Below are 21,237 nucleotides of genomic sequence, written 5' to 3'. Positions count from 1 at the left end.
CTAAAACTATCTTCCAATTTTTTCTGCGAGCCCGCGCAAAACCTGTTGATGCCTGTGTCGTACCGTTTGCTGCCATCCCTGATCTTTCTCCTGCTGCTGCCGGGCGCTCCTGTCTGGGCGCTGACCGCCAGCGACACCGCTCTTACGCCCCAGGGAGAAGATCCCTTGCCCGATTTGGAGATCGCCCCGCAGGTCGATGACGACGCCAGACACTTTGCCGAAGTGGCGAAGAAATTCGGCGAGGCCAGCATGAGCGATAACGGACTGACGGCGGGCGAGCAGGCGCAGATGTTCGCCATCAACAAACTCGGCAATGAAGTGAGCCACCAGCTGGAGAGCTGGCTCTCGCCGTGGGGCAACGCCAATGTCGACCTGCTGGTCGATAAAGAGGGGAAGTTCACCGGCAGTAAAGGGAGCTGGTTCGTGCCATTGCAGGATAACGATCGCTACCTGACGTGGAACCAGTATTCGGTGACCCGGCGCGAGAACGATCTGGTGGGCAACATTGGGCTTGGCCAGCGCTGGCGGGTCGGCGGCTGGCTGCTGGGCTATAACTCGTTTTATGACAAGGTGCTGAGCGAAAGCCTGGCCCGCGGCAGCGTCGGCGCCGAGGCGTGGGGGGAATATCTCCGCCTGTCGGCGAACTACTATCATCCGCTGGGCGACTGGCAGCTGCGGGAGAATCAAACTCAGGAGCAGCGGATGGCCGCGGGGTATGACGTTACCGCCCAGGCGCGGCTGCCGTTTTATGAGCACATCAACACCAGCGTCAGCGTCGAACAGTACTTCGGCGACAGCGTCGATCTGTTTCACACCGGCACAGGCTACCATAACCCGGTGGCCGTCTCCGTCGGGCTCAATTATACCCCGGTCCCGCTGGTCACTGTGACCGCCAAGCATAAGCAAGGGGAAAATGGCGTCAGCCAGAACAACGTTGGCCTGAAGCTCAACTACCGCTTTGGCGTGCCGCTCAAGCAGCAGCTGGCGGCGGACGAGGTGGCGTTCAGTAACTCGCTGCGCGGCAGCCGCTTCGACAGCCCGGAGCGGGATAATCTGCCGGTGGTGGAGTATCGGCAGCGCAAAAATCTGACGGTCTACCTGGCCACGCCGCCCTGGGATCTACAGTCCGGGGAGACGGTGCAGCTGAAGCTGCAGATCCATAGTCTGCACGGCATCAAGTCGCTGCACTGGCAGGGCGACACCCAGGCGCTCAGCCTGACGCCGCCGGTGGATGCCAGCAGCCCCGATGGCTGGAGCGTGATTATGCCGGTGTGGAACAGTGAACCGGGCGCCGCGAACCGCTGGCGCCTGTCGGTGGTGGTAGAGGATAAACAGGGGCAGCGCGTCTCCTCCAATGAGATCGTCCTGACGCTGACCGAGCCGCTGATCAAGTTCACCGCGCCTGGCGTCTCGTGGACGGACTCGCCTTAAAAAATTCGCTCCTGGTGGACCCATACCGCGGCTTCCACCCGGGATTTGAGCTTCATTTTCTTCAGCATGTGCTTGACGTGCACTTTGACGGTGCTTTCGGTGATATCCAGCCGGCGGGCGATCATTTTGTTCGGCAGCCCCTGGGCGATCAGCTTGAGGATGTCGCGCTCGCGCGGGGTCAGCTGGCTGATGTCGCGATCGGAGGTGGCGCGGTTGGCGCGCAGGCTGGCGGCCAGCACCGGGGTTAACGCTTCGCTTAATACCATCTCGCCGGCGGCGGCCTGCTGCAGCGCTTTCAGCAGATCTTCCGGCTCCATGTCTTTCAGCAGATAGCCATCGGCGCCGCGCTTGAGGGCGGTAACAACGTCCTCTTCATGGTTAGAGACGCTGAAGACCACCACCCGGCCAGACAGCGATTTCTCACGCAGTTTGTCCAGCGTCTCCAGACCGTTCATGCCCGGCATATTGAGGTCCAGCAGGATCAGGTCCGGATCCAGCGACTCCGCCAGCTCGATACCTTGCGCGCCATTGCTGGCTTCGCCAATCACCTGGATGTCCGGCGCCATGCTGATCAGTTGTTTCACGCCGGTGCGCAGCATCGGATGGTCGTCAATGAGAAGGATGGTTGCCCGTTCCTGTTGACTCATGGGGGTCTCCTTATTGGATGGAAAACGTTTTTTCCGGGATAAACGTGACGATCACTTCGGTCCCGCCGGTTTCCCGGCGCCGAACCTGACAGTCGCCGCGCAGACTTTGCGCGCGATCCCGCATAATGATTAAACCGTAATGGTTACTCCGCTCGGCGTGGTCCGGCACGCCGCGGCCGTTATCCGCCACCACCAGACGGACCTGATTATCGCGTTGTGACACCGTCACTGTGACTTGGGTCGCGCTGGCATGCTTCAGGGCATTGCTTAACGCTTCGCGGGCGATCTGCAGCAGGTGAATGGCCTGATGCGACGGCACAAAGCGCGGCGGGAGCTGATAATCAAGCTGCACCGTAAAGCCGAAGTGGGCGCTGTACTCCTGACAGCTGGCCTCCAGCGCCGGGCGCAGGCCCGGCTCGGTCAGCTGCAGGCGGAAGGTGGTCAACAGCTCACGCAGCTGGGCCCAGGAGGTATTCAGCTCGTTACGTATCTGCCCCAGCAGCTGACGGTTCTCCGCCGGCAAGGCGTCGCCCTGCATCTGCAGGCAGCTGACCTGCATCTTCATACAGGATAGCGACTGGGCGATGGAATCATGCAGCTCGCGGGCGATAGTGGCCCGCTCTTCCATAACGATCAGCTGCTGCTGTTTCTCCTGATGGCGGTCCAGCGCCAGGGTGCTGGTCAGTTGTTCAACCACAGTATCCACCAGCTGCTGCTGATCGTGGCTGAGATGACGGCCAACCGGCAGCGTCGCCAGCAGGATGCCGTACTGATTATGCGCATCCGACAGCCGCCACTTCAGCGTCGTTCCGCCATCCGGCAGCGGCGGCAGGTTGCGTGGGCAGAGGTAGCAGCCCATGTCGTCACATTCATTATCCGAGTGGCAGGTAAACTCCTGATGGTTGTCTTCATCTTCCAGATCGTAGACCCGCACCTCGATATCGCGCAGCAGCGTCAGACCCTGCAGGCCGTTCAGCACCGGCGAAATGCGTTCACAGAGCGGGGCGTTGGCGTGCAGCCGGCGGTTGGCCTGCCATAAGAAAGCGAGGATCTCGTTCTTCTGTTCCAGCCCGGCGGTCTTCTCCTGCACCCGGCGCTCGAGCACGGCGTAGCTTTCCGCCAGCTCTTCCGACATGTTATTTAGCGCCATGCCGAGGGTCGCCATTTCGTTGCGTCCGCTGATGTGCGCCCGCTGGGTGAAATCACGCTGGCTCACCGCTCGCGCCATGCTCAGCAGCTGTTTCCATGGCCGCAGCAGGCGGGCGCGTAGCCAGATGATGGTGAAGATCAACAGCAGCGCCATGCCGATGGCGAGGAGGCGATGGATCCAGACCACCCGTTCGATACGCTGCTCGGTGGTATGGTCGAATGCGGTGACCAGCTGGTCGATACGATCGACAAAGTCGGCGACATCCTGGGCGACCTCCGCCTGGTTGACCGCGCGCTGCAGGCCGGGAGCCAGCGCCAGCTGCCAGTACTGCTGCAGGGCCTGCAGCTGGCGCTCCTGCCCGTCGCGGCGGGCGGAGTTTTGCAGCTCCGGACTGAAGACGGTGGCGGTCATATCATCGACCAGCTTTTGGTCGTGTTCATTCAGCGGGATCGCCGCCAGCAGCCGGTAGCTCTGCATGCGTAATGACCCGGCTTTGTTAATGGCGTGCGCGCTGCCCTGCACGCCGTTGACCAGGCGCGCGGAGATCGCCATACCGGCGACGCCAGTAAGGGTGGCAAGCAGGACGATCAACGCCAGTTGATTGACCAGCGTCAGCGGGGTAAAAAGACGTTTTAACATGGAATGCGTGGCTCCTGACCGGTCGTGTCCCCGGGAGTGGCGCTTATTCTCGGCTATCCCCTGGAGTATACCCATACCCACAAAGAGTTACTCCTTAATTGTCGGTGGTAGGCGCCGTTGGGAGAGGGGTTAGACGCATCCCGGCAGCCGTGTGAAAAACCACACTTTTTTTCCCACCATTCTCTACTCACTTCGGAGCATGGTTTATTTTCGCACAAATTAGCGCGCGCTTTTCCTTTGATTTATATCAACTTACCGCCCGGGGCAACCCCTAAGGTAGCGGCAGGAAAAATGAATAATCAGAGGTATCTATGAGTCAATCTTCCCTCCCGGAGAAGGCTAACCGCTCGGTCATTACCGACTGGCGGCCTGAAGATCCTGAATTCTGGCAACAGCGCGGCCACCATGTGGCGAGCCGCAATTTATGGATCTCCGTTCCCTGTCTGTTACTGGCGTTCTGCGTGTGGATGTTGTTCAGCGCCGTTGCCGTTAACCTCAACAAAGTGGGCTTTCAGTTTACGACCGATCAGCTGTTTATGCTGACCGCGCTGCCGGCGCTGTCAGGCGCTTTGTTGCGCGTGCCTTACGCTTTCATGGTACCGCTGTTCGGCGGCCGCCGCTGGACGGCGTTCAGTACCGGGATCATGATTGTGCCGTGCGTGTGGCTGGGCTTTGCGGTCCAGGATACCTCCACGCCGTTTAGCGTCTTCGTGATCATCTCTCTGCTGTGCGGCTTCGCCGGGGCCAACTTCGCCTCCAGTATGGCCAATATCAGCTTCTTCTTCCCGAAAGCGAAGCAGGGCGGGGCGCTGGGCGTCAACGGCGGCCTTGGTAATATGGGCGTCAGCGTGATGCAGCTGGTCGCGCCGCTGGTGGTGTCGGTCTCGGTGTTTGCCATTTTTGGCGGGACCGGCAGCGAGCAGCCGGACGGCTCAATGCTGTATCTGGAAAACGCCGCGTGGATCTGGGTACCTTTCCTGATTATTTTCACCCTGGCGGCGTGGTTCTTTATGAACGACCTGTCCGCTTCTAAAGCCTCGCTGAGCGAACAGCTGCCGGTGCTCAAACGCCTGCACCTGTGGATCATGGCGCTGCTCTATCTGGCGACCTTCGGCTCCTTTATCGGTTTCTCCGCCGGTTTCGCCATGCTGTCAAAGACCCAGTTCCCGGACGTGCAGATCCTGCACTACGCCTTCTTCGGTCCGTTTATTGGCGCGCTGGCGCGTTCGATGGGCGGGGCGATCTCCGACCGTCTCGGCGGTACCCGCGTGACGCTGGTCAACTTTGTGGTGATGGCTGTCTTCTGTGCGCTGCTGTTCCTGACCCTGCCGACCAACGGCCAGGGCGGTAACTTCATCGCCTTCTTCGCGGTGTTTATGGTGCTGTTCCTGACCGCCGGGCTGGGGAGCGCTTCCACCTTCCAGATGATCTCCGTGATCTTCCGTAAGCTGACCATGGACCGGGTGAAGGCCCAGGGCGGCAGCGAAGCCCAGGCGATGCGCGAGGCGGCGACCGATACCGCGGCGGCGCTGGGCTTTATCTCCGCTATTGGCGCCATCGGCGGCTTCTTTATTCCGAAGGCGTTCGGTATCTCGCTGGATCTGACCGGCTCGCCGGCCGGCGCGATGAAAGTCTTCCTGATCTTCTATATCGCCTGCGTGATCATCACCTGGGCGGTATACGGCCGTAAGCGTCAGTAATTCGCTATCGTCGATGTTGCTTCGTAAAGGCGTACTCCCGGAGGAGGCGCCTTTTTTTACCGGCCTATTTAGTTACAACATACTAATGGGTGATTGGATACGTATTGGCCACTGAGCCGGGAAGGGACGGCTTGCCAGCGTCACTGCTCTACCCCTTAATACCTCCCTGGTGAACAATTCCGCGCCTGGTGACCCATTTTTCGATAAAAACCATTAAAAAACAATAAGTTAAAAAATTTAACTTCCTACCACCTTGGTGGTAAATGCCAATTTCCGCCGCGATAACAAGCCAGTCCGTATTGATCGCTATCAATTCCCGTCCGCTTTCATAGCGTTACCTTCGCTGCAAATCCAGCAATGTCGATTTATCAGAGAGCCGTCAGGCTCCATATCAGGAGAAACCCGATGAGTAAATTCCTGGACCGGTTTCGCTACTTCAAACAGAAGGGTGAAACCTTTGCCGATGGGCACGGCCAGCTTCTAAACACCAACCGGGACTGGGAGGATGGATACCGTCAACGTTGGCAGCATGACAAAATTGTGCGTTCCACTCACGGTGTCAACTGCACCGGTTCATGCAGCTGGAAGATTTATGTCAAAAACGGACTGGTGACCTGGGAGACCCAGCAAACGGACTATCCGCGCACCCGTCCGGACCTGCCAAACCACGAACCACGCGGCTGCCCGCGCGGCGCCAGCTACTCCTGGTATCTGTACAGCGCGAACCGCCTGAAATACCCGCTGATGCGCAAACGCCTGATGAAGATGTGGCGGGAAGCGAAGGTCCAGCACAGCGATCCGGTTGAGGCATGGGCCTCGATTATCGAAGACGCCGACAAAGCGAAAAGCTTCAAGCAGGCTCGCGGTCGCGGCGGTTTTGTCCGCTCCTCCTGGCAGGAAGTGAATGAGCTGATTGCCGCCTCCAACGTCTATACCGTGAAAACTTACGGTCCGGATCGCGTGGCCGGCTTCTCGCCGATCCCGGCGATGTCGATGGTCTCCTACGCCTCCGGCGCTCGTTACCTGTCGCTGATCGGCGGTACCTGCCTGAGCTTCTACGACTGGTACTGCGACCTGCCGCCGGCCTCGCCGATGACCTGGGGCGAGCAGACCGACGTGCCGGAATCCGCCGACTGGTACAACTCCAGCTATATCATCGCCTGGGGCTCCAACGTGCCGCAGACCCGTACCCCGGATGCGCACTTCTTTACCGAAGTTCGCTATAAAGGGACCAAAACTGTCGCCATCACCCCGGACTACGCCGAAATCGCCAAGCTCTGCGATCTGTGGCTGGCGCCGAAGCAGGGTACTGATGCCGCGATGGCGCTGGCGATGGGCCACGTGATGCTGCGTGAGTTCCATCTTGATAAACCGAGCCAGTACTTCACCGATTACGTGCGTCGCTACACCGACATGCCGATGCTGGTGATGCTTGAGGAGCGCGACGGCTATTACGCCGCCGGCCGCACGCTGCGCGCGTCCGACCTCGTGGATTCCCTTGGTCAGGAGAAGAATCCGGAATGGAAAACCGTCGCCTTTGATGAGAAGGGCGATCTGACCGTGCCGAACGGTTCCCTCGGATTCCGCTGGGGCGACAAAGGCAAATGGAACCTCGAACAGCGCGACGGTAAAACCGGCGAAGAGATTGAGCTGCGTCTGAGCCTGCTGGGCAGCCATGACGAGGTCGCGGACGTCGGCTTCCCGTACTTCGGCGGCGAAGGTTCTGAACACTTCAACAAAGTCGCGCTGGAAAACATTCTGCTGCACAAACTGCCGGTTAAACGCCTGCAGCTGGCTGACGGCTCCACCGCCCTGGTGACCACCGTGTACGACCTGACCATGGCCAACTATGGCCTGGAGCGCGGTCTGAACGATGACAACTGCGCCGCCAGTTATGATGAAGTGAAAGCCTACACCCCGGCCTGGGCGGAGAAAATTACCGGCGTCTCCCGCGCGCATATTATCCGTACCGCCCGCGAGTTTGCCGATAACGCCGATAAAACCCATGGTCGGTCGATGATTATCGTCGGGGCGGGTCTCAACCACTGGTTCCACCTCGACATGAACTACCGCGGTCTGATCAACATGCTGATCTTCTGCGGTTGCGTCGGCCAGAGCGGCGGCGGTTGGGCGCACTATGTGGGCCAGGAAAAACTGCGTCCGCAGACCGGCTGGCAGCCGCTGGCGTTCGCCCTTGACTGGCAACGTCCGGCACGTCATATGAACAGCACCTCGTACTTCTATAACCACTCCAGCCAGTGGCGCTATGAAAGCGTGACCGCGCAGGAGCTGCTCTCGCCGATGGCGGATAAATCCCGCTACAGCGGCCATCTGATCGATTTCAACGTCCGCGCCGAGCGGATGGGCTGGCTGCCGTCGGCGCCGCAGCTGGGCGTAAACCCGCTGCGCATCGCCAATGAGGCGAAAAAAGCGGGCATGACGCCGGTGGATTACACCGTCAAATCTCTGAAGGAGGGATCGATTCGCTTTGCGGCAGAGCAGCCGGAAAACGGAAAAAACCATCCGCGTAACCTGTTTATCTGGCGTTCCAACCTGCTGGGCTCCTCCGGTAAAGGTCATGAGTACATGCTCAAGTACCTGCTGGGTACGGAGAACGGCATTCAGGGTAAAGACCTTGGCAAGCAGGGCGGCGTGAAGCCGGAAGAAGTCGAATGGCGCGATAACGGCCTCGACGGCAAACTGGACCTGGTGGTGACCCTCGACTTCCGTCTGTCGAGCACCTGTCTCTACTCCGATATCGTGCTGCCGACCGCCACCTGGTACGAAAAAGACGACATGAATACCTCGGATATGCATCCGTTTATTCATCCGCTGTCGGCGGCCGTTGACCCGGCCTGGGAATCGAAGAGCGACTGGGATATCTACAAAGGTATCGCGAAGAAATTCTCTGAAGTGTGCGTGGGCCACCTCGGTAAAGAAACCGACGTCGTTACGCTGCCGATCCAGCATGATTCCGCCGCGGAAATGGCGCAGCCGCTGGACGTCAAAGACTGGAAGAAGGGTGAATGTGACCTGATTCCGGGGAAAACCGCCCCGCATATTATTCCGGTCGAGCGTGATTATCCGGCGACTTATGAGCGCTTCACCTCCATTGGCCCGCTGCTGGAAACCATCGGCAACGGCGGGAAAGGCATCGCCTGGAATACCCAGAGCGAAATGGACCTGCTGCGTAAGCTCAACTACACCAAGGACGAAGGCCCGGCGAAAGGTCAGCCGAAGCTGGAAACGGCCATCGACGCCGCGGAGATGATCCTCACCCTGGCGCCGGAAACGAACGGTCAGGTGGCGGTGAAGGCGTGGAAAGCGCTGAGCGAAATCACCGGCCGCGAACACGCGCACCTGGCGCTGAACAAAGAAGACGAGAAGATCCGTTTCCGCGATATTCAGGCGCAGCCGCGGAAAATCATCTCCAGCCCGACCTGGTCCGGGCTGGAAGACGAACACGTCTCCTATAACGCCGGATACACCAACGTTCACGAGCTGATCCCATGGCGTACCCTGTCCGGTCGTCAGTCGCTGTATCAGGATCACCAGTGGATGCGCGACTTTGGCGAGAGCCTGCTGGTTTATCGTCCGCCGATTGACACCCGCTCGGTGAAAGCGGTGATGGGCGAGAAGTCCAACGGCAACCCGGAGAAGGCGCTGAACTTCCTGACGCCGCACCAGAAATGGGGTATCCACTCGACCTACAGCGATAACCTGCTGATGCTGACCCTGTCACGCGGCGGTCCGATCGTCTGGATGAGCGAGGCGGATGCGAAAGATCTGGGTATCGAAGATAACGACTGGATCGAAGTGTTCAACGCCAACGGCGCCCTGACGGCGCGCGCGGTGGTGAGCCAGCGCGTGCCGGCCGGGATGACCATGATGTACCACGCGCAGGAACGCATCGTGAACCTGCCTGGCTCTGAAGTCACCGGCCAGCGCGGCGGGATCCATAACTCGGTTACCCGTATTACGCCGAAACCGACCCATATGATCGGCGGCTATGGCCATCTGGCCTATGGCTTTAACTACTACGGCACCGTCGGCTCCAACCGCGATGAGTTTGTGGTGGTACGTAAGATGAAGAACATTAACTGGTTAGACGGCGAAGGCAATGACCAGGTACAGGAGAGCGTAAAATGAAAATTCGTTCACAAGTCGGCATGGTGCTGAATCTCGATAAATGCATCGGCTGCCACACCTGCTCGGTAACCTGTAAAAACGTCTGGACCAGCCGGGAAGGGATGGAGTACGCCTGGTTCAATAACGTAGAGAGTAAGCCTGGCGTCGGTTTTCCGAACGACTGGGAAAACCAGGAGAAATGGAAGGGCGGCTGGATCCGCAAAATCAACGGCAAGCTGCAGCCGCGCATGGGCAACCGCGCGATGCTGTTAGGTAAAATCTTCGCGAACCCGCATCTGCCGGGCATCGATGATTACTACGAGCCGTTCGATTTCGACTACCAGAACCTGCATAACGCCCCGGAGAGTAAACATCAGCCGATCGCCCGTCCGCGCTCGCTGATCACCGGCCAGCGGATGGACAAGATCACCAGCGGTCCGAACTGGGAAGAGATCCTCGGCGGCGAGTTTGAAAAGCGCGCCAAAGACCAGAACTTCGACAACATGCAGAAGGCGATGTACGGCCAGTTCGAGAACACCTTCATGATGTATCTGCCGCGCCTGTGCGAGCACTGCCTGAATCCGGCGTGCGTCGCAACCTGCCCGAGCGGCGCCATCTATAAGCGTGAAGAAGACGGCATCGTGCTGATCGACCAGGACAAGTGCCGCGGCTGGCGGATGTGCATCACCGGCTGCCCGTACAAGAAGATCTACTTCAACTGGAAGAGCGGGAAATCTGAGAAGTGCATCTTCTGCTACCCGCGTATTGAATCCGGAATGCCGACGGTATGCTCCGAAACCTGCGTGGGCCGAATCCGCTACCTCGGCGTCCTGCTGTATGACGCGGACGCGATCGAAAATGCCGCCAGCACCGAGAACGAGAAAGATCTCTATCAGCGTCAACTGGACGTTTTCCTCGATCCGAACGACCCGAAAGTGATTGAGCAGGCGCTGAAAGATGGCGTGCCGCAGGGCGTGATTGAAGCCGCGCAGCAGTCGCCGGTCTGGAAAATGGCGATGGACTGGAAGCTGGCCCTGCCGCTGCACCCGGAATATCGCACCCTGCCGATGGTCTGGTACGTGCCGCCGCTGTCGCCGATTCAGTCCGCCGCCGATGCCGGCGAACTGGGCAGCAACGGGATCCTGCCGGACGTGGAAAGCCTGCGTATTCCGGTGCAGTATCTGGCGAACCTGCTGACCGCCGGCGATACCCAACCGGTCCTGTTGGCCCTGAAGCGGATGCTGGCGATGCGTCACTATAAGCGGGCGGAAACCGTTGACGGCGTTGTCGATACCCGCGCGCTGGAAGAGGTGGGCTTAAGCGAAGCGCAGGCTCAGGAGATGTACCGCTACCTGGCGATCGCCAACTACGAAGATCGTTTCGTGGTGCCGAGCAGCCATCGTGAACAGGCGCGGGAAGCGTTTCCGGAGAAAAATGGCTGCGGCTTTAGCTTTGGCGACGGCTGCCACGGCTCTGACAGCCAGTTCAACCTGTTCAACAGCCGTCGTATCGACGCCATCGACGTGACCAGCAAAACGGAGCCGCACGCATGATTGAACTTGTGATTGTGTCGCGTTTGCTCGAATACCCTGACGCTGCCTTATGGCAGCATCAGCAGGAGATGTTCGAGGCGCTCGCGTCATCGGAGAAACTCAGCAAAGAAGATGCTCACGCGCTGGGCGTTTTTCTGCGCGATCTGCTGGCTCAGGATCCGCTGGATGCCCAGGCGGCCTACAGCGAACTGTTTGACCGCGGCCGGGCCACCTCGCTGCTGCTGTTTGAACACGTGCACGGCGAATCCCGCGATCGCGGGCAGGCGATGGTTGACCTGATGGCGCAGTATGAGCGCCACGGTCTGCTGCTCGATAGCCATGAGCTGCCGGATCATCTGCCGCTGTATCTGGAGTATCTGGCGCAGCTGCCGGAAGAGGAAGCGCTTGGCGGCCTGCGGGACGTCGCGCCGATCCTCGGCCTGCTCAGCGCGCGCCTGCAGCAGCGCGAGAGCCGCTATGCGGTGCTGTTCGAGCTGCTGCTGAAGCTGGCCAACACTCAGGTCGACAGCCAGAAAGTGGCGGAGAAGATTGCCGACGAAGCCCGCGACGATACGCCGCAGGCGCTGGACGCAGTCTGGGAAGAAGAACAGGTTAAATTCTTTGCCGACCAGGGCTGCGGCGAGTCGGAGATTTCCGCTCACCAGCGTCGTTTTGCCGGAGCCGTGGCCCCGCAATATCTGAATATCTCTAACGGAGGACAGCAATAATGCACTTCCTGAATATGTTCTTCTTTGACATTTATCCGTACATTGCGGGCTCGGTGTTTCTGATCGGCAGCTGGCTGCGCTATGACTACGGTCAGTACACCTGGCGCGCGGCCTCCAGCCAGATGCTGGACCGTAAAGGGATGAATCTGGCGTCGAACCTGTTTCATATCGGCATCCTCGGCATTTTCGCCGGCCACTTCCTCGGCATGCTGACGCCGCACTGGATGTATGAATCTTTCCTGCCGATCGACGTCAAGCAGAAGATGGCGATGATCGCCGGCGGCGCCTGCGGTGTGATGACCCTGGTGGGCGGTTTACTGCTGCTCAAGCGTCGTCTGCTCAGCCCGCGCGTTCGCGCCACCACCACCGGTGCGGATATTCTGATCCTCTCCCTGCTGATGGTGCAGTGTGCGTTGGGCCTGCTGACGATCCCGTTCTCAGCCCAGCATATGGACGGCAGCGAAATGATGAAGCTGGTCGGCTGGGCGCAGTCGGTGGTCACCTTCCACGGCGGTGCGTCGCAGCACCTGGATGGCGTGGCGTTTATCTTCCGCGTCCACCTGGTGCTGGGTATGACCCTGTTCCTGCTGTTCCCGTTCTCCCGTCTGGTTCATATCTGGAGCGCGCCGGTAGAGTACCTGACGCGCAAATACCAGATTGTTCGCGCCCGTCGCTAACTGGCCCGCGACTGCTGACTGACCCCGCTCTGGCGGGGTTTTTTTTCGCCCCAGCCGAGGTTATTCCCCGCGGCGGCAAACAGAATCAGCATCCCGCCGCACCACTGCACAGGGGTTAACGCATGGTGGAAGACCAGATAGTCGACCCCCATCGCCACCAGTGGATAAATAAAGGAGAGTGAACCGGTAATGGGCGTTGGCAGCTTCTGTATCGCGCTATATAAAAGCTGATACATGATCCCGGTATGGACGACGCCGAGGATCAGCAGATAGCGCCAGGGAAAGCTGGCAGAAAACTCGGGCATTTGCACGAGCGGCAGCAGCATCACGACGCCGACCAGCACCTGAATAAAGGCGATATGCTGAGCAGGGAGCGGATGCAGTTTGCGGGCGATAATGGCGGTCAGAGCATAGAAAAATGCTGCGGCTAATGCCAGCAAAACGCCAGTCGCGAGACTATCGCCGTGCGCCGGGGCAAGCTCGCTTGACAGCAGGATCACCACGCCGCCGAAGGCCAGCAGTAACCATCCCCATTTTACGGCGCTGACTCGCTCCCCCAGCATCATGCCCATCAGTACCAGCATAAACGGCTGGGTGTTGTAGACCACCGTAGCCATGCCAATTGAAATACGCGAGTAGGCGGCAAAAAGCAGTAGCCAGTTGATGACCAGCGCAATGCCGCCAAGCACCGCGAGGGCGAGGGTGAAGCGCGTGAGACGACTGAAGGGTTGGCGACTAAGAACGATAAACAGCAGCAGGGTCAGCGCGCCAATCAGGCAGCGCCAGAACACCACATCAATTACCGGCAAACCCGAGAGCAGCACGAACGCGCCGATCGAGCCAGAAATTATCATCGCTAGGCTCATTTGCCAGACGCCGCGGGTAAGTTGCATATTTCACCTCCAGTAGTTTTCCATTATTGTGCGAAAAATCCTGACAGCCTGACATGGCTGAATTAAGGTAAGCAGGGGGAAATTCCTTTCATAATTAGGTGAAAACCATGAATGACTTACTTGATGAAATTGACCGGGCGATCCTCGCTTGCCTGACTCAGGACGCCAGAGTCTCGTTGAAGGTATTGAGCGCGCGGGTGGGGCTGACCTCGCCGAGCACCGCCGAGCGGGTGAAGCGCCTGGAGGAGCGGGGGGTGATCCAGGGCTATGGGGCGCGGGTGAATCTTGCCGCGCTGGGCTACAGCCTGCAGGCGCTGGTGCGGGTACGGCCGCTGCCTGGTCTGCTGCAGAAGGTGGATAAATATATCCAGGCGATGCCGGAGTGCATCGAAAGTGACAAAGTGACCGGAGAAGATTGTTTCGTGATGCGACTGGTGGTGCGTGATATTGCCCAACTGGATACGCTGCTTGACGGCCTGGCCGAATTTGCTCAGTGCAATACCTCGGTGGTGAAAAGTTCGCCGGTGAAGAGACGACTGCCCCCGCTGTGAGTTTCCCGGAGGCGGCGCGGCGCACCAGTCCGGGCTGCCGGTCGGCACAGGCAGCGTTCTCTCGCTACGCTCGAGTCGAACCTTAGTCGAAGCTTCTCATCCTTCCCCGTAGGGCAGAATATAAAAGATCGTCGAGTAGTCGAATTGGGGCGTTTTTTAAGAAGATGGTGGTGGGGGAAGGATGACTCGGCGCTAACGCGCCTCGCCCTTCGGGCCGTTGCCTGCGGCAACGTTCTCTCGCTACGCTCGAGTCGAACCTTAGTTGAAGCTTCTCATCCTTCCCCGTAGGGCAGAATATAAAAGATCGTCGAGTAGTCGAATTGGAAGTTTTTTAAGAAGATGGTGGTGGGGGAAGGATTCGAACCTTCGAAGTCGATGACGGCAGATTTACAGTCTGCTCCCTTTGGCCGCTCGGGAACCCCACCAGGGGTAAAATCAAATTGTAGTCTATTCAGCAAAGTGAATGGTGGTGGGGGAAGGATAACTCGTCGCTATCGCTCCTCGCCCTTCGGGCCGTTGCCTGCGGCAACGTTCTCTCGCTGGCGCTCGAGTCGAACCTTAGTCGAAGGTTCTTGCCCTTCCCGCTAAGTGCAAACATCGTTTACGTCTGCCGGGGAAACCCTATCACTGTAGTGAATAATGGTGGTGGGGGAAGGATTCGAACCTTCGAAGTCGATGACGGCAGATTTACAGTCTGCTCCCTTTGGCCGCTCGGGAACCCCACCACGGGGTAATGCTTAGTACTGGCCTGCTTCCTTCTCGGGAAGCGGGGCGCATCATACCAAATGATGCGCCCCTGTAAAGCATTCCTTTGACAAAAATAAACTGGTTGCCTGATTTTTACCCGTAACGCCGGAAAGCTAACCAATTCATTTCTCAGTCGATTAAAGAATAATCGTCCGGTTACCGTAGACGAAGACGCGCTGCGCCAGGACCTGATACAGCGCCCGGCTCAATACGTTTTTTTCGACATCGCGCCCGGCACGCATCATATCTTCTGCGGTATAAGTATGATCGACGTGAATGACGTCCTGCATAATGATGGGACCTTCGTCCAGGTTATCATTCACGTAGTGGGCGGTGGCGCCGATGATCTTCACACCGCGCTCATAGGCCTGATGATACGGACGCGCGCCGATAAACGCCGGCAGGAACGAGTGGTGAATATTAATGATCTTGTTCGGGAAACGAGCGACAAATTCCGGCGTAAGAACGCGCATATACTTGGCCAGCACCACGTAATCCGGTTCATGGGCGGCAATCGCGTCGCCCATCTGCTTGTCGTGCTCTTCGCGGCTCAGCCCTTCATGGCTGACCAGTTCAAACGGGATGCCAAAACGTTCCACCAGCGGGCGCAGGGTGTCATGGTTGCCAATAACCGCGGCAATGTCGACATCCAGCCCGCCGTAGTTGGCTTTCATCAGCAGATCGCCGAGGCAGTGCGCCTCTTTCGTCACCAGAATCACTACCCGGCGGCGGCCTGCCGGATTGAGTTCACGAATCGAGCCTTCCGGCAGGGCGCTGTCCAGATCGGCCAGCAGAATAGCGTCGTTGAAAATGCCTTCCAGTTCGGTGCGCATAAAGAAACGACCGGTACGGTGGTCAACAAATTCGTTGTTCTGCACAATGTTAAGTTCGTGCTTGTAGCAGATATTGGTGATACGCGCGATGAGGCCTTTCTGATCAGGGCAAATAGTGCGTAGTACTTTACGTTGTAATGAATGCATCGCGAGGAAAATCCTGTAGTGTTTGCAAGCGCTGCGGTAGCGTTACTGGCCGCAGCATTTTTTAAATTTTTTACCTGAACCGCAAGGGCAGGGGTCGTTACGGCCAATCAGCGGCCGTGTCCCGTCGATATAGTACCACTGTCCATTTTCTTTTAAGAATCTGGAACGTTCAATAATGGCGCCCGGGCGGTTATTGTCATTAAAGCGGGCGATAAAGCTGACAAAGCCTTCATTGGCGGCTCGTCCATCATCGCTGGCGAACAGGGTTAAGCCCAGCCATTCGGTGTGGGCAAAGCCTTTCTCCAGTTCGGCGCGAAACTGCTGCGCCTGACAGGACGGATGCCAGGTTTTGATCAGATAGTCGGCATCTTTCATGACGAACGCGCTGTAACGGGAGCGCATAAGCTGTGACGGGCCTGGCGCAAGCTCAGCGCCGGACAGATATCGCTGGCAACATGAGCTATACTCCAGTGCGCTGCCACAGGGGCATAATTGCGACAAAATTGCCTCCATGGAAGAAAGAGTAACGGCGCTTCTACGCCAAAGGGCTTTATGTTAACTGAGCCGTGACAATGTTGCCACGCTCAGAGTGGAAGGATAGTTATCAGTACTAATGAGAAAGCTTAAAATTGGTCTGGCGTTAGGTGCGGGCGCCGCCCGCGGATGGTCGCATATTGGCGTCATCAACGCCCTCCAGCAGGCCGGCATTGAGATTGATATCGTGGCCGGTTGCTCTATCGGTTCGCTGGTAGGGGCGGCGTATGCCTGTAACCGACTCCCGGCCCTTGAGTCCTGGGTCTGCTCTTTCAGTAACTGGGACGTTCTGAAACTGATGGACCTCTCCTGGCGCCGCGGTGGACTACTGCGGGGTGAAAAGGTGTTCAATCATTATCGCCGCATCATGCCCGTGACCGATATCGAACACTGCGAGCGGCGATTTGCCGCCGTCGCGACAAATTTAAGCACTGGCCGGGAGCTGTGGTTTACCGAAGGCGATCTGCACTTAGCGATTCGAGCCTCCTGCAGTATGCCGGGGTTAATGTCGCCGGTCAGGCATAACGGTTACTGGCTGGTCGATGGCGCGGTGGTCAATCCGGTTCCCGTATCGCTTACGCGGGCAATGGGGGCGGATATCGTGATTGCCGTGGATTTGCAACATGATGCCCACCTTATGCAGCAGGATTTATTCTCCCTCGAAACGCCGCGGCGGGAAGCCGAAGCGAAGGAGGGGCCATGGCATACTCGTCTGCGCGCACGCTTGACGCAAATGAGTTCCCGCCGTACGGCCGTGACGCCGACGGCGATGGAGATCATGACCACCTCTATCCAGGTCCTGGAGAACCGTCTTAAACGCAATCGTATGGCGGGTGACCCGCCGGATATCCTGTTGCAACCGTACTGTCCGCAAGTCTCGACGCTTGATTTCCATCGCGCCGGCGAGGCGATTACCGCAGGGCAGTTGGCGGTAGAAAAGAAAATGGATGAATTATTACCCTTAGTGCGTACCGCGATTTAACGCACGAGTACCTGACTTAAGCAAATTCTGACAGGCGATAGTGAGAATAGCGTGCCACTATTGAATTATCGTCAGCCAGGGGAGATATCATGACGCAGCCATTGGCGGGAAAACAGATTCTGATAGTTGAAGACGAACCCGTTTTCCGCTCACTCTTGCATGGATGGCTGACCTCGCTGGGAGCAACAACCTTCCAGGCGGAAGATGGCAAGGATGCCCTGCATAAAATGACGGAGGTGCATCCGGACCTGATGATTTGCGACATTTCGATGCCGAGAATGAACGGTCTGGAGCTGGTGGAAACGTTGCGTAATCGCGGCGAGCAGCTACCGATCCTGATGATTTCCGCTACCGAAAACATGGCCGATATAGCCAAAGCGTTGCGGCTTGGCGTTCAGGACGTGTTGTTAAAGCCAGTAAAAGATTTCGATCGCCTGCGCGAAACCGTTTATGCCTGCCTCTATCCTGCGATGTTCAGTTCACGGGTGGAAGAGGAAGAGCGATTATTTGAGGACTGGGACGCGCTGGTCAGTAATCCCACTGCGGCTTCACGATTACTGCAGGAATTACAGCCGCCGGTGCAACAGGAAATGTCGCACTGCCGCATTCATTATCGCCAGCTGGTGTCGGCGGATAAACCCGGTCTGGTACTTGATATCGCGCCGCTCTCAGACAATGATTTGGCCTTCTATTGTCTGGATGTCACACGGGCAGGAGATAATGGCGTCCTGGCCGCTTTATTATTGCGCGCGTTGTTCAATGGCTTGCTACAGGAGCAGCTGGCGCATCAGGGACAGCGGCTACCAGAAATGGGGAGTCTGCTAAAACAGGTGAATCAGCTCCTGCGTCAGGCAAACCTTCCCGGCCAGTTTCCTTTGTTAGTGGGGTATTACCACAGCGGACTGAAAAATTTAATTCTGGTGTCGGCGGGACTTAATGGCACGCTGAATACCGGTGAGCATCAAATTCAGATTAGCAATGGCGTTCCTTTGGGCACCCTGGGTGATGCTTACCTTAATCAAATTAGTCAACGCTGTACCTCATGGCAGTGCCAAATTTGGGGGGCGGGAGGCCGTTTACGCTTAATGTTGTCTGCGGAGTGAGCAATTGCGTTTATATCTAAGCAGACGGGATTACCCGTTGTCCTTTAGCGGTGGTAACATCGAGCAGTTTTATGCGTAAAAGTCCTAATTCGAGGCTATCGGAAGCTTTTCAGACCAGTGAATACGCGGTTGACTGATATACTCGACACGTTATTTGTAACGAGAAGTTTAAAAAACAAACAGTCCAGGAGATTTCAATGGCTGCCCTTAATTCTAAAGTCAGAAAAGCGGTTATCCCGGTTGCGGGATTAGGCACCAGGATGCTGCCGGCCACCAAAGCGATTCCAAAAGAAATGCTGCCGCTGGTAGATAAGCCGTTAATTCAGTACGTTGTTAATGAATGTATCGCTGCAGGAATTACTGAAATTGTTCTGGTAACGCACTCGTCCAAAAACTCTATCGAAAACCATTTCGATACCAGTTTTGAGCTGGAAGCGATGCTGGAAAAACGTGTGAAACGCCAGCTGCTGGAAGAAGTACAGTCTATTTGTCCGCCGCACGTAACCATTATGCAAGTTCGTCAGGGCCTGGCAAAAGGTCTGGGACACGCGGTGCTTTGCGCCCATCCGGTGGTGGGTGATGAGCCGGTCGCAGTTATTCTGCCAGACGTTATTCTGGATGAATATGAATCCGATCTGAGCCGCGATAACCTCGCAGAGATGATCTCTCGTTTCGATGAGACCGGCGCCAGCCAGATTATGGTTGAGCCTGTCGACGACGTGACCGCTTACGGTGTCGTTGACTGCAAAGGTGAATCTCTCAAGCCGGGAGAAAGCGTGCCGATGGTAGGCGTGGTCGAGAAGCCAAAAGCTGACGTCGCCCCGTCCAACCTGGCGGTGGTGGGGCGCTATGTCCTCAGCGCCGATATCTGGCCGCTGCTGGCGAAGACTCCTCCGGGTGCCGGTGATGAAATTCAGCTGACTGACGCGATTGATATGCTGATCGAAAAAGAGACGGTCGAAGCTTATCATATGAAAGGCAAGAGCCATGACTGCGGTAATAAGCTTGGCTACATGCAGGCGTTCGTCGAATATGGTATTCGCCACAAAACGCTGGGTGACGATTTTAAAGCCTGGCTGGAAACCGCGGTTGCTAAGTAATCCGCAGCGCTGCTGAAAGCACAAAACCGGGAGTCGCAGATGCGCTCCCGGTTTTTTATATCGGCCCCTGGGGGCAAAAAAAATCCCGCCGCAGCGGGATTTTTTATATCGTAACAACGGAGATTAGATCAGGAAATCGTCCAGTGATTTACCTTGCTCATCCATTGCTTTTTTGATCACCGCCGGGGTACGGCCCTGGCCGGTCCAGGTTTTGGTTTCGCCGTTTTCGTCGACATAGCTGTATTTAGCCGGACGTGCAGCACGCTTGGTTTTGGTACCGGCTTTAACGGCTGCCATGGTGCTCAGCAGTTCATTCGGATCAATACCGTCAGCGATCAGCATTTCACGATATTGCTGCAGCTTACGCGTACGTTCTTCAATTTCTGCCGCGGCGGCGTTTTCTTCTTCACGGCGCTCGTTAACAACGACTTCTAATTTTTCCAGCATTTCTTCGAGCGTTTCCAGGGTGCATTCTCTTGCCTGCGCACGAAGAGTACGGATGTTGTTCAAAATTTTAAGTGCTTCGCTCATTGTAGTAATCTCAAACTTATATTGTGGGGTGGTTTGTTGAACTAATAATAGAGCGATAAAATGCGTTGTGCAATAGGGGGGAATGTAAGGAATTCAAAATTACTGGTTATTTGTCGCGAGAATTAATTAATTTAAGTTAAAATTCCCGTGCCGCTTCACATCTTTCATCCTTATAGCGATGAGCAGAAGGTAAGCTAAAACACTGAGACGGTATGCTTTTTCTGAGGTTCGGTGAGAAAAATTATCCTTTACATGGGTAAATAACCCTTGTCAGTATTAGCGCATTTTTGGTTATGAGGCTTAATATAAAACAACGCGCGGCGCCGCTTATAGCCCCATAGGTAACCGCCCTATAAGCACGAAAAGACAATGGTTACCCCGCCAGTAGCGTAGCGGGGCGTACAAATAATGGCCCTGAAAATTCAATTCATCCTCTTAATCCTTTGGCTTTGCAGGCTCTTCAGCTGCGATACAATACCCCTGCCGAATGGGCGGCTGTACGCATAAAATATGGTACAATCGCCGCCGCGATAAAACACTTTGATTGGGGTCACGCAGCCGATGGCACAACTTTATTTCTACTACTCTGCAATGAATGCAGGTAAGTCGACCGCTCTGTTGCAATCTTCGTACAATTATCAGGAGCGGGGGATGCGTACCGTCGTTTATACCGCTGAGATTGATGACCGCTTTGGCGCCGGAAAAGTCAGCTCGCGTATCGGTCTCTCCTCGCCGGCCCGATTGTATAACCCACAGACGTCGCTATTTAACGATATTGCCGCAGAGCACAAGCTAAAGCCGATTCACTGCGTGCTGGTGGATGAAAGCCAGTTTCTGACACGCGAGCAGGTTCACGAGCTGTCTGAAGTTGTCGATACGCTGGATATTCCTGTGCTTTGCTATGGTTTGCGGACAGACTTTCGCGGTGAGCTCTTTACCGGCAGCCAGTATTTACTGGCCTGGTCAGATAAGCTGGTGGAGCTGAAAACCATCTGTTTCTGCGGCCGGAAGGCCAGTATGGTGCTGCGCCTCGATCAGGAGGGGCGTCCTTACAACGAGGGCGAGCAGGTCGTCATCGGCGGCAATGAGCGGTACGTGTCAGTTTGTCGTAAGCATTATAAAGAGGCGCTGAGCGTCGGCTCGTTAACTCAGGTACAAAACCAGCACCGCCCCAGCTAATACGC

18 protein-coding genes, 2 tRNA genes and 2 other RNA genes are annotated in these 21,237 nt (G+C 57.0%); 11 read left to right on the top strand and 11 right to left on the bottom strand.

The window, feature by feature from the left end; genetic code table 11:
• Positions 1-48 precede the first annotated feature (48 nt).
• Entirely contained in the window at positions 49-1,431 is a 1,383-nt protein-coding gene (locus AC6CWS_RS19740) for a YchO/YchP family invasin (RefSeq protein ID WP_323109606.1), read from the top strand.
• On the opposite strand, the gene narL is transcribed toward AC6CWS_RS19740, so the two are convergent.
• Complete coding sequence (narL, locus tag AC6CWS_RS19735) at positions 1,428-2,078, bottom strand: two-component system response regulator NarL (protein WP_002910198.1); 651 nt, start codon at positions 2,076-2,078, stop codon at positions 1,428-1,430. The two genes, AC6CWS_RS19740 and narL, sit on opposite strands and share 4 nt — an antisense overlap.
• Positions 2,079-2,088: 10 nt before the next feature.
• On the bottom strand, positions 2,089-3,867 hold the full coding sequence (narX, locus tag AC6CWS_RS19730; RefSeq protein WP_130941685.1) for a nitrate/nitrite two-component system sensor histidine kinase NarX: 1,779 nt from the start codon (positions 3,865-3,867) through the stop codon (positions 2,089-2,091).
• Positions 3,868-4,178: 311 nt separating this feature from the next.
• Between narX and AC6CWS_RS19725 the strand changes: the two genes are divergently transcribed.
• The 5 genes from AC6CWS_RS19725 to narI all read left to right on the top strand — a co-directional run bounded on the left by AC6CWS_RS19725 (position 4,179) and on the right by narI (position 12,632).
• A complete protein-coding gene (locus tag AC6CWS_RS19725) occupies positions 4,179-5,567 on the top strand; it encodes a NarK family nitrate/nitrite MFS transporter (protein WP_023290135.1) in 1,389 nt (462 codons plus the stop codon).
• Positions 5,568-5,972: 405 nt separating this feature from the next.
• Positions 5,973-9,716, top strand: a complete 3,744-nt coding sequence (locus tag AC6CWS_RS19720) for a nitrate reductase subunit alpha (protein ID WP_065881276.1) — start codon at positions 5,973-5,975, stop codon at positions 9,714-9,716.
• Positions 9,713-11,248 (top strand): nitrate reductase subunit beta, encoded by a 1,536-nt coding sequence (gene narH, locus AC6CWS_RS19715; protein ID WP_044523859.1) that lies wholly within the window; start codon positions 9,713-9,715, stop codon positions 11,246-11,248. Before AC6CWS_RS19720 ends, narH begins: the two co-directional genes overlap by 4 nt.
• Positions 11,245-11,955 (top strand): nitrate reductase molybdenum cofactor assembly chaperone, encoded by a 711-nt coding sequence (gene narJ, locus AC6CWS_RS19710; protein WP_023318561.1) that lies wholly within the window; start codon positions 11,245-11,247, stop codon positions 11,953-11,955. The genes narH and narJ overlap by 4 nt, the downstream gene beginning before the upstream one ends.
• Positions 11,955-12,632: a respiratory nitrate reductase subunit gamma gene (gene narI / locus AC6CWS_RS19705; RefSeq protein ID WP_002910189.1), complete on the top strand. Its 678-nt coding sequence runs from the start codon at positions 11,955-11,957 to the stop codon at positions 12,630-12,632. Before narJ ends, narI begins: the two co-directional genes overlap by 1 nt.
• Here narI and AC6CWS_RS19700 read toward each other — a convergent pair.
• Positions 12,629-13,525 carry a DMT family transporter gene (locus AC6CWS_RS19700; RefSeq protein ID WP_065881278.1) on the bottom strand — a complete coding sequence of 299 codons (897 nt, stop codon included), beginning with the start codon at positions 13,523-13,525 and terminating at the stop codon, positions 12,629-12,631. The two genes, narI and AC6CWS_RS19700, sit on opposite strands and share 4 nt — an antisense overlap.
• Before the next feature lie 107 nt (positions 13,526-13,632).
• Here AC6CWS_RS19700 and AC6CWS_RS19695 point away from each other — a divergent pair, with 107 nt between their 5' ends.
• The gene (locus AC6CWS_RS19695) at positions 13,633-14,076 is read left to right on the top strand and encodes an Lrp/AsnC family transcriptional regulator (protein WP_023290130.1); all 444 of its coding nucleotides are present in this window, start codon (positions 13,633-13,635) and stop codon (positions 14,074-14,076) included.
• A gap of 165 nt (positions 14,077-14,241) precedes the next feature.
• On the opposite strand, the gene AC6CWS_RS19690 is transcribed toward AC6CWS_RS19695, so the two are convergent.
• The 6 genes from AC6CWS_RS19690 to AC6CWS_RS19665 form a co-directional block, all read right to left on the bottom strand.
• Positions 14,242-14,373, bottom strand: a non-coding RNA gene (locus tag AC6CWS_RS19690) — RtT sRNA.
• A gap of 43 nt (positions 14,374-14,416) precedes the next feature.
• Positions 14,417-14,501, bottom strand: a tRNA-Tyr gene (locus tag AC6CWS_RS19685).
• 39 nt (positions 14,502-14,540) lie between these two features.
• Positions 14,541-14,673: non-coding RNA, RtT sRNA (locus tag AC6CWS_RS19680), on the bottom strand.
• A gap of 43 nt (positions 14,674-14,716) precedes the next feature.
• A tRNA-Tyr gene (locus AC6CWS_RS19675) sits at positions 14,717-14,801 on the bottom strand.
• A 159-nt stretch (positions 14,802-14,960) separates the two neighbouring features.
• Positions 14,961-15,803, bottom strand: a complete 843-nt coding sequence (gene purU / locus AC6CWS_RS19670; RefSeq protein WP_004203178.1) for a formyltetrahydrofolate deformylase — start codon at positions 15,801-15,803, stop codon at positions 14,961-14,963.
• A 42-nt stretch (positions 15,804-15,845) separates the two neighbouring features.
• The gene (locus AC6CWS_RS19665) at positions 15,846-16,304 is read right to left on the bottom strand and encodes a YchJ family protein (protein ID WP_032428898.1); all 459 of its coding nucleotides are present in this window, start codon (positions 16,302-16,304) and stop codon (positions 15,846-15,848) included.
• Positions 16,305-16,416: 112 nt separating this feature from the next.
• Between AC6CWS_RS19665 and rssA the strand changes: the two genes are divergently transcribed.
• From rssA to galU, 3 genes are all read left to right on the top strand, one after another.
• Positions 16,417-17,319, top strand: coding sequence for a patatin-like phospholipase RssA (gene rssA / locus AC6CWS_RS19660; RefSeq protein ID WP_004203175.1), 903 nt, complete (start codon positions 16,417-16,419; stop codon positions 17,317-17,319).
• Positions 17,320-17,408: 89 nt separating this feature from the next.
• A complete protein-coding gene (gene rssB / locus AC6CWS_RS19655; RefSeq protein ID WP_032453277.1) occupies positions 17,409-18,422 on the top strand; it encodes a two-component system response regulator RssB in 1,014 nt (337 codons plus the stop codon).
• Positions 18,423-18,619: 197 nt separating this feature from the next.
• Entirely contained in the window at positions 18,620-19,522 is a 903-nt protein-coding gene (galU, locus tag AC6CWS_RS19650) for a UTP--glucose-1-phosphate uridylyltransferase GalU (RefSeq protein ID WP_023290127.1), read from the top strand.
• Between the two features lie 123 nt (positions 19,523-19,645).
• Here the strand turns inward: galU and hns are convergent, their stop codons facing one another.
• Positions 19,646-20,053 carry a histone-like nucleoid-structuring protein H-NS gene (gene hns / locus AC6CWS_RS19645; protein WP_002910103.1) on the bottom strand — a complete coding sequence of 136 codons (408 nt, stop codon included), beginning with the start codon at positions 20,051-20,053 and terminating at the stop codon, positions 19,646-19,648.
• A 422-nt stretch (positions 20,054-20,475) separates the two neighbouring features.
• Positions 20,476-20,607: a hypothetical protein gene (locus AC6CWS_RS19640; RefSeq protein ID WP_032428897.1), complete on the bottom strand. Its 132-nt coding sequence runs from the start codon at positions 20,605-20,607 to the stop codon at positions 20,476-20,478.
• A 7-nt stretch (positions 20,608-20,614) separates the two neighbouring features.
• On the opposite strand from AC6CWS_RS19640, the gene tdk reads away from it, so the two are divergent.
• Positions 20,615-21,232 carry a thymidine kinase gene (tdk, locus tag AC6CWS_RS19635; RefSeq protein WP_032429180.1) on the top strand — a complete coding sequence of 206 codons (618 nt, stop codon included), beginning with the start codon at positions 20,615-20,617 and terminating at the stop codon, positions 21,230-21,232.
• Positions 21,233-21,237 lie beyond the last annotated feature (5 nt).

Source organism: Klebsiella sp. M041 (assembly GCF_059759695.1).
Note: the sequence above shows the minus strand (reverse complement) of the source record. Positions and strands in the feature narration are given on the sequence as shown.

Bases quoted from the DNA above. Each gene is read 5' to 3' on its own strand.
- AC6CWS_RS19740 (WP_323109606.1), top strand. From the start codon at position 49: ATGCCTGTGTCGTACCGTTTGCTGCCATCCCTGATCTTTCTCCTGCTG.
- narL (WP_002910198.1), bottom strand. From the start codon at position 2,078: ATGAGTCAACAGGAACGGGCAACCATCCTTCTCATTGACGACCATCCG.
- narX (WP_130941685.1), bottom strand. From the start codon at position 3,867: ATGTTAAAACGTCTTTTTACCCCGCTGACGCTGGTCAATCAACTGGCG.
- AC6CWS_RS19725 (WP_023290135.1), top strand. From the start codon at position 4,179: ATGAGTCAATCTTCCCTCCCGGAGAAGGCTAACCGCTCGGTCATTACC.
- AC6CWS_RS19720 (WP_065881276.1), top strand. From the start codon at position 5,973: ATGAGTAAATTCCTGGACCGGTTTCGCTACTTCAAACAGAAGGGTGAA.
- narH (WP_044523859.1), top strand. From the start codon at position 9,713: ATGAAAATTCGTTCACAAGTCGGCATGGTGCTGAATCTCGATAAATGC.
- narJ (WP_023318561.1), top strand. From the start codon at position 11,245: ATGATTGAACTTGTGATTGTGTCGCGTTTGCTCGAATACCCTGACGCT.
- narI (WP_002910189.1), top strand. From the start codon at position 11,955: ATGCACTTCCTGAATATGTTCTTCTTTGACATTTATCCGTACATTGCG.
- AC6CWS_RS19700 (WP_065881278.1), bottom strand. From the start codon at position 13,525: ATGCAACTTACCCGCGGCGTCTGGCAAATGAGCCTAGCGATGATAATT.
- AC6CWS_RS19695 (WP_023290130.1), top strand. From the start codon at position 13,633: ATGAATGACTTACTTGATGAAATTGACCGGGCGATCCTCGCTTGCCTG.
- purU (WP_004203178.1), bottom strand. From the start codon at position 15,803: ATGCATTCATTACAACGTAAAGTACTACGCACTATTTGCCCTGATCAG.
- rssA (WP_004203175.1), top strand. From the start codon at position 16,417: ATGAGAAAGCTTAAAATTGGTCTGGCGTTAGGTGCGGGCGCCGCCCGC.
- rssB (WP_032453277.1), top strand. From the start codon at position 17,409: ATGACGCAGCCATTGGCGGGAAAACAGATTCTGATAGTTGAAGACGAA.
- galU (WP_023290127.1), top strand. From the start codon at position 18,620: ATGGCTGCCCTTAATTCTAAAGTCAGAAAAGCGGTTATCCCGGTTGCG.
- hns (WP_002910103.1), bottom strand. From the start codon at position 20,053: ATGAGCGAAGCACTTAAAATTTTGAACAACATCCGTACTCTTCGTGCG.
- tdk (WP_032429180.1), top strand. From the start codon at position 20,615: ATGGCACAACTTTATTTCTACTACTCTGCAATGAATGCAGGTAAGTCG.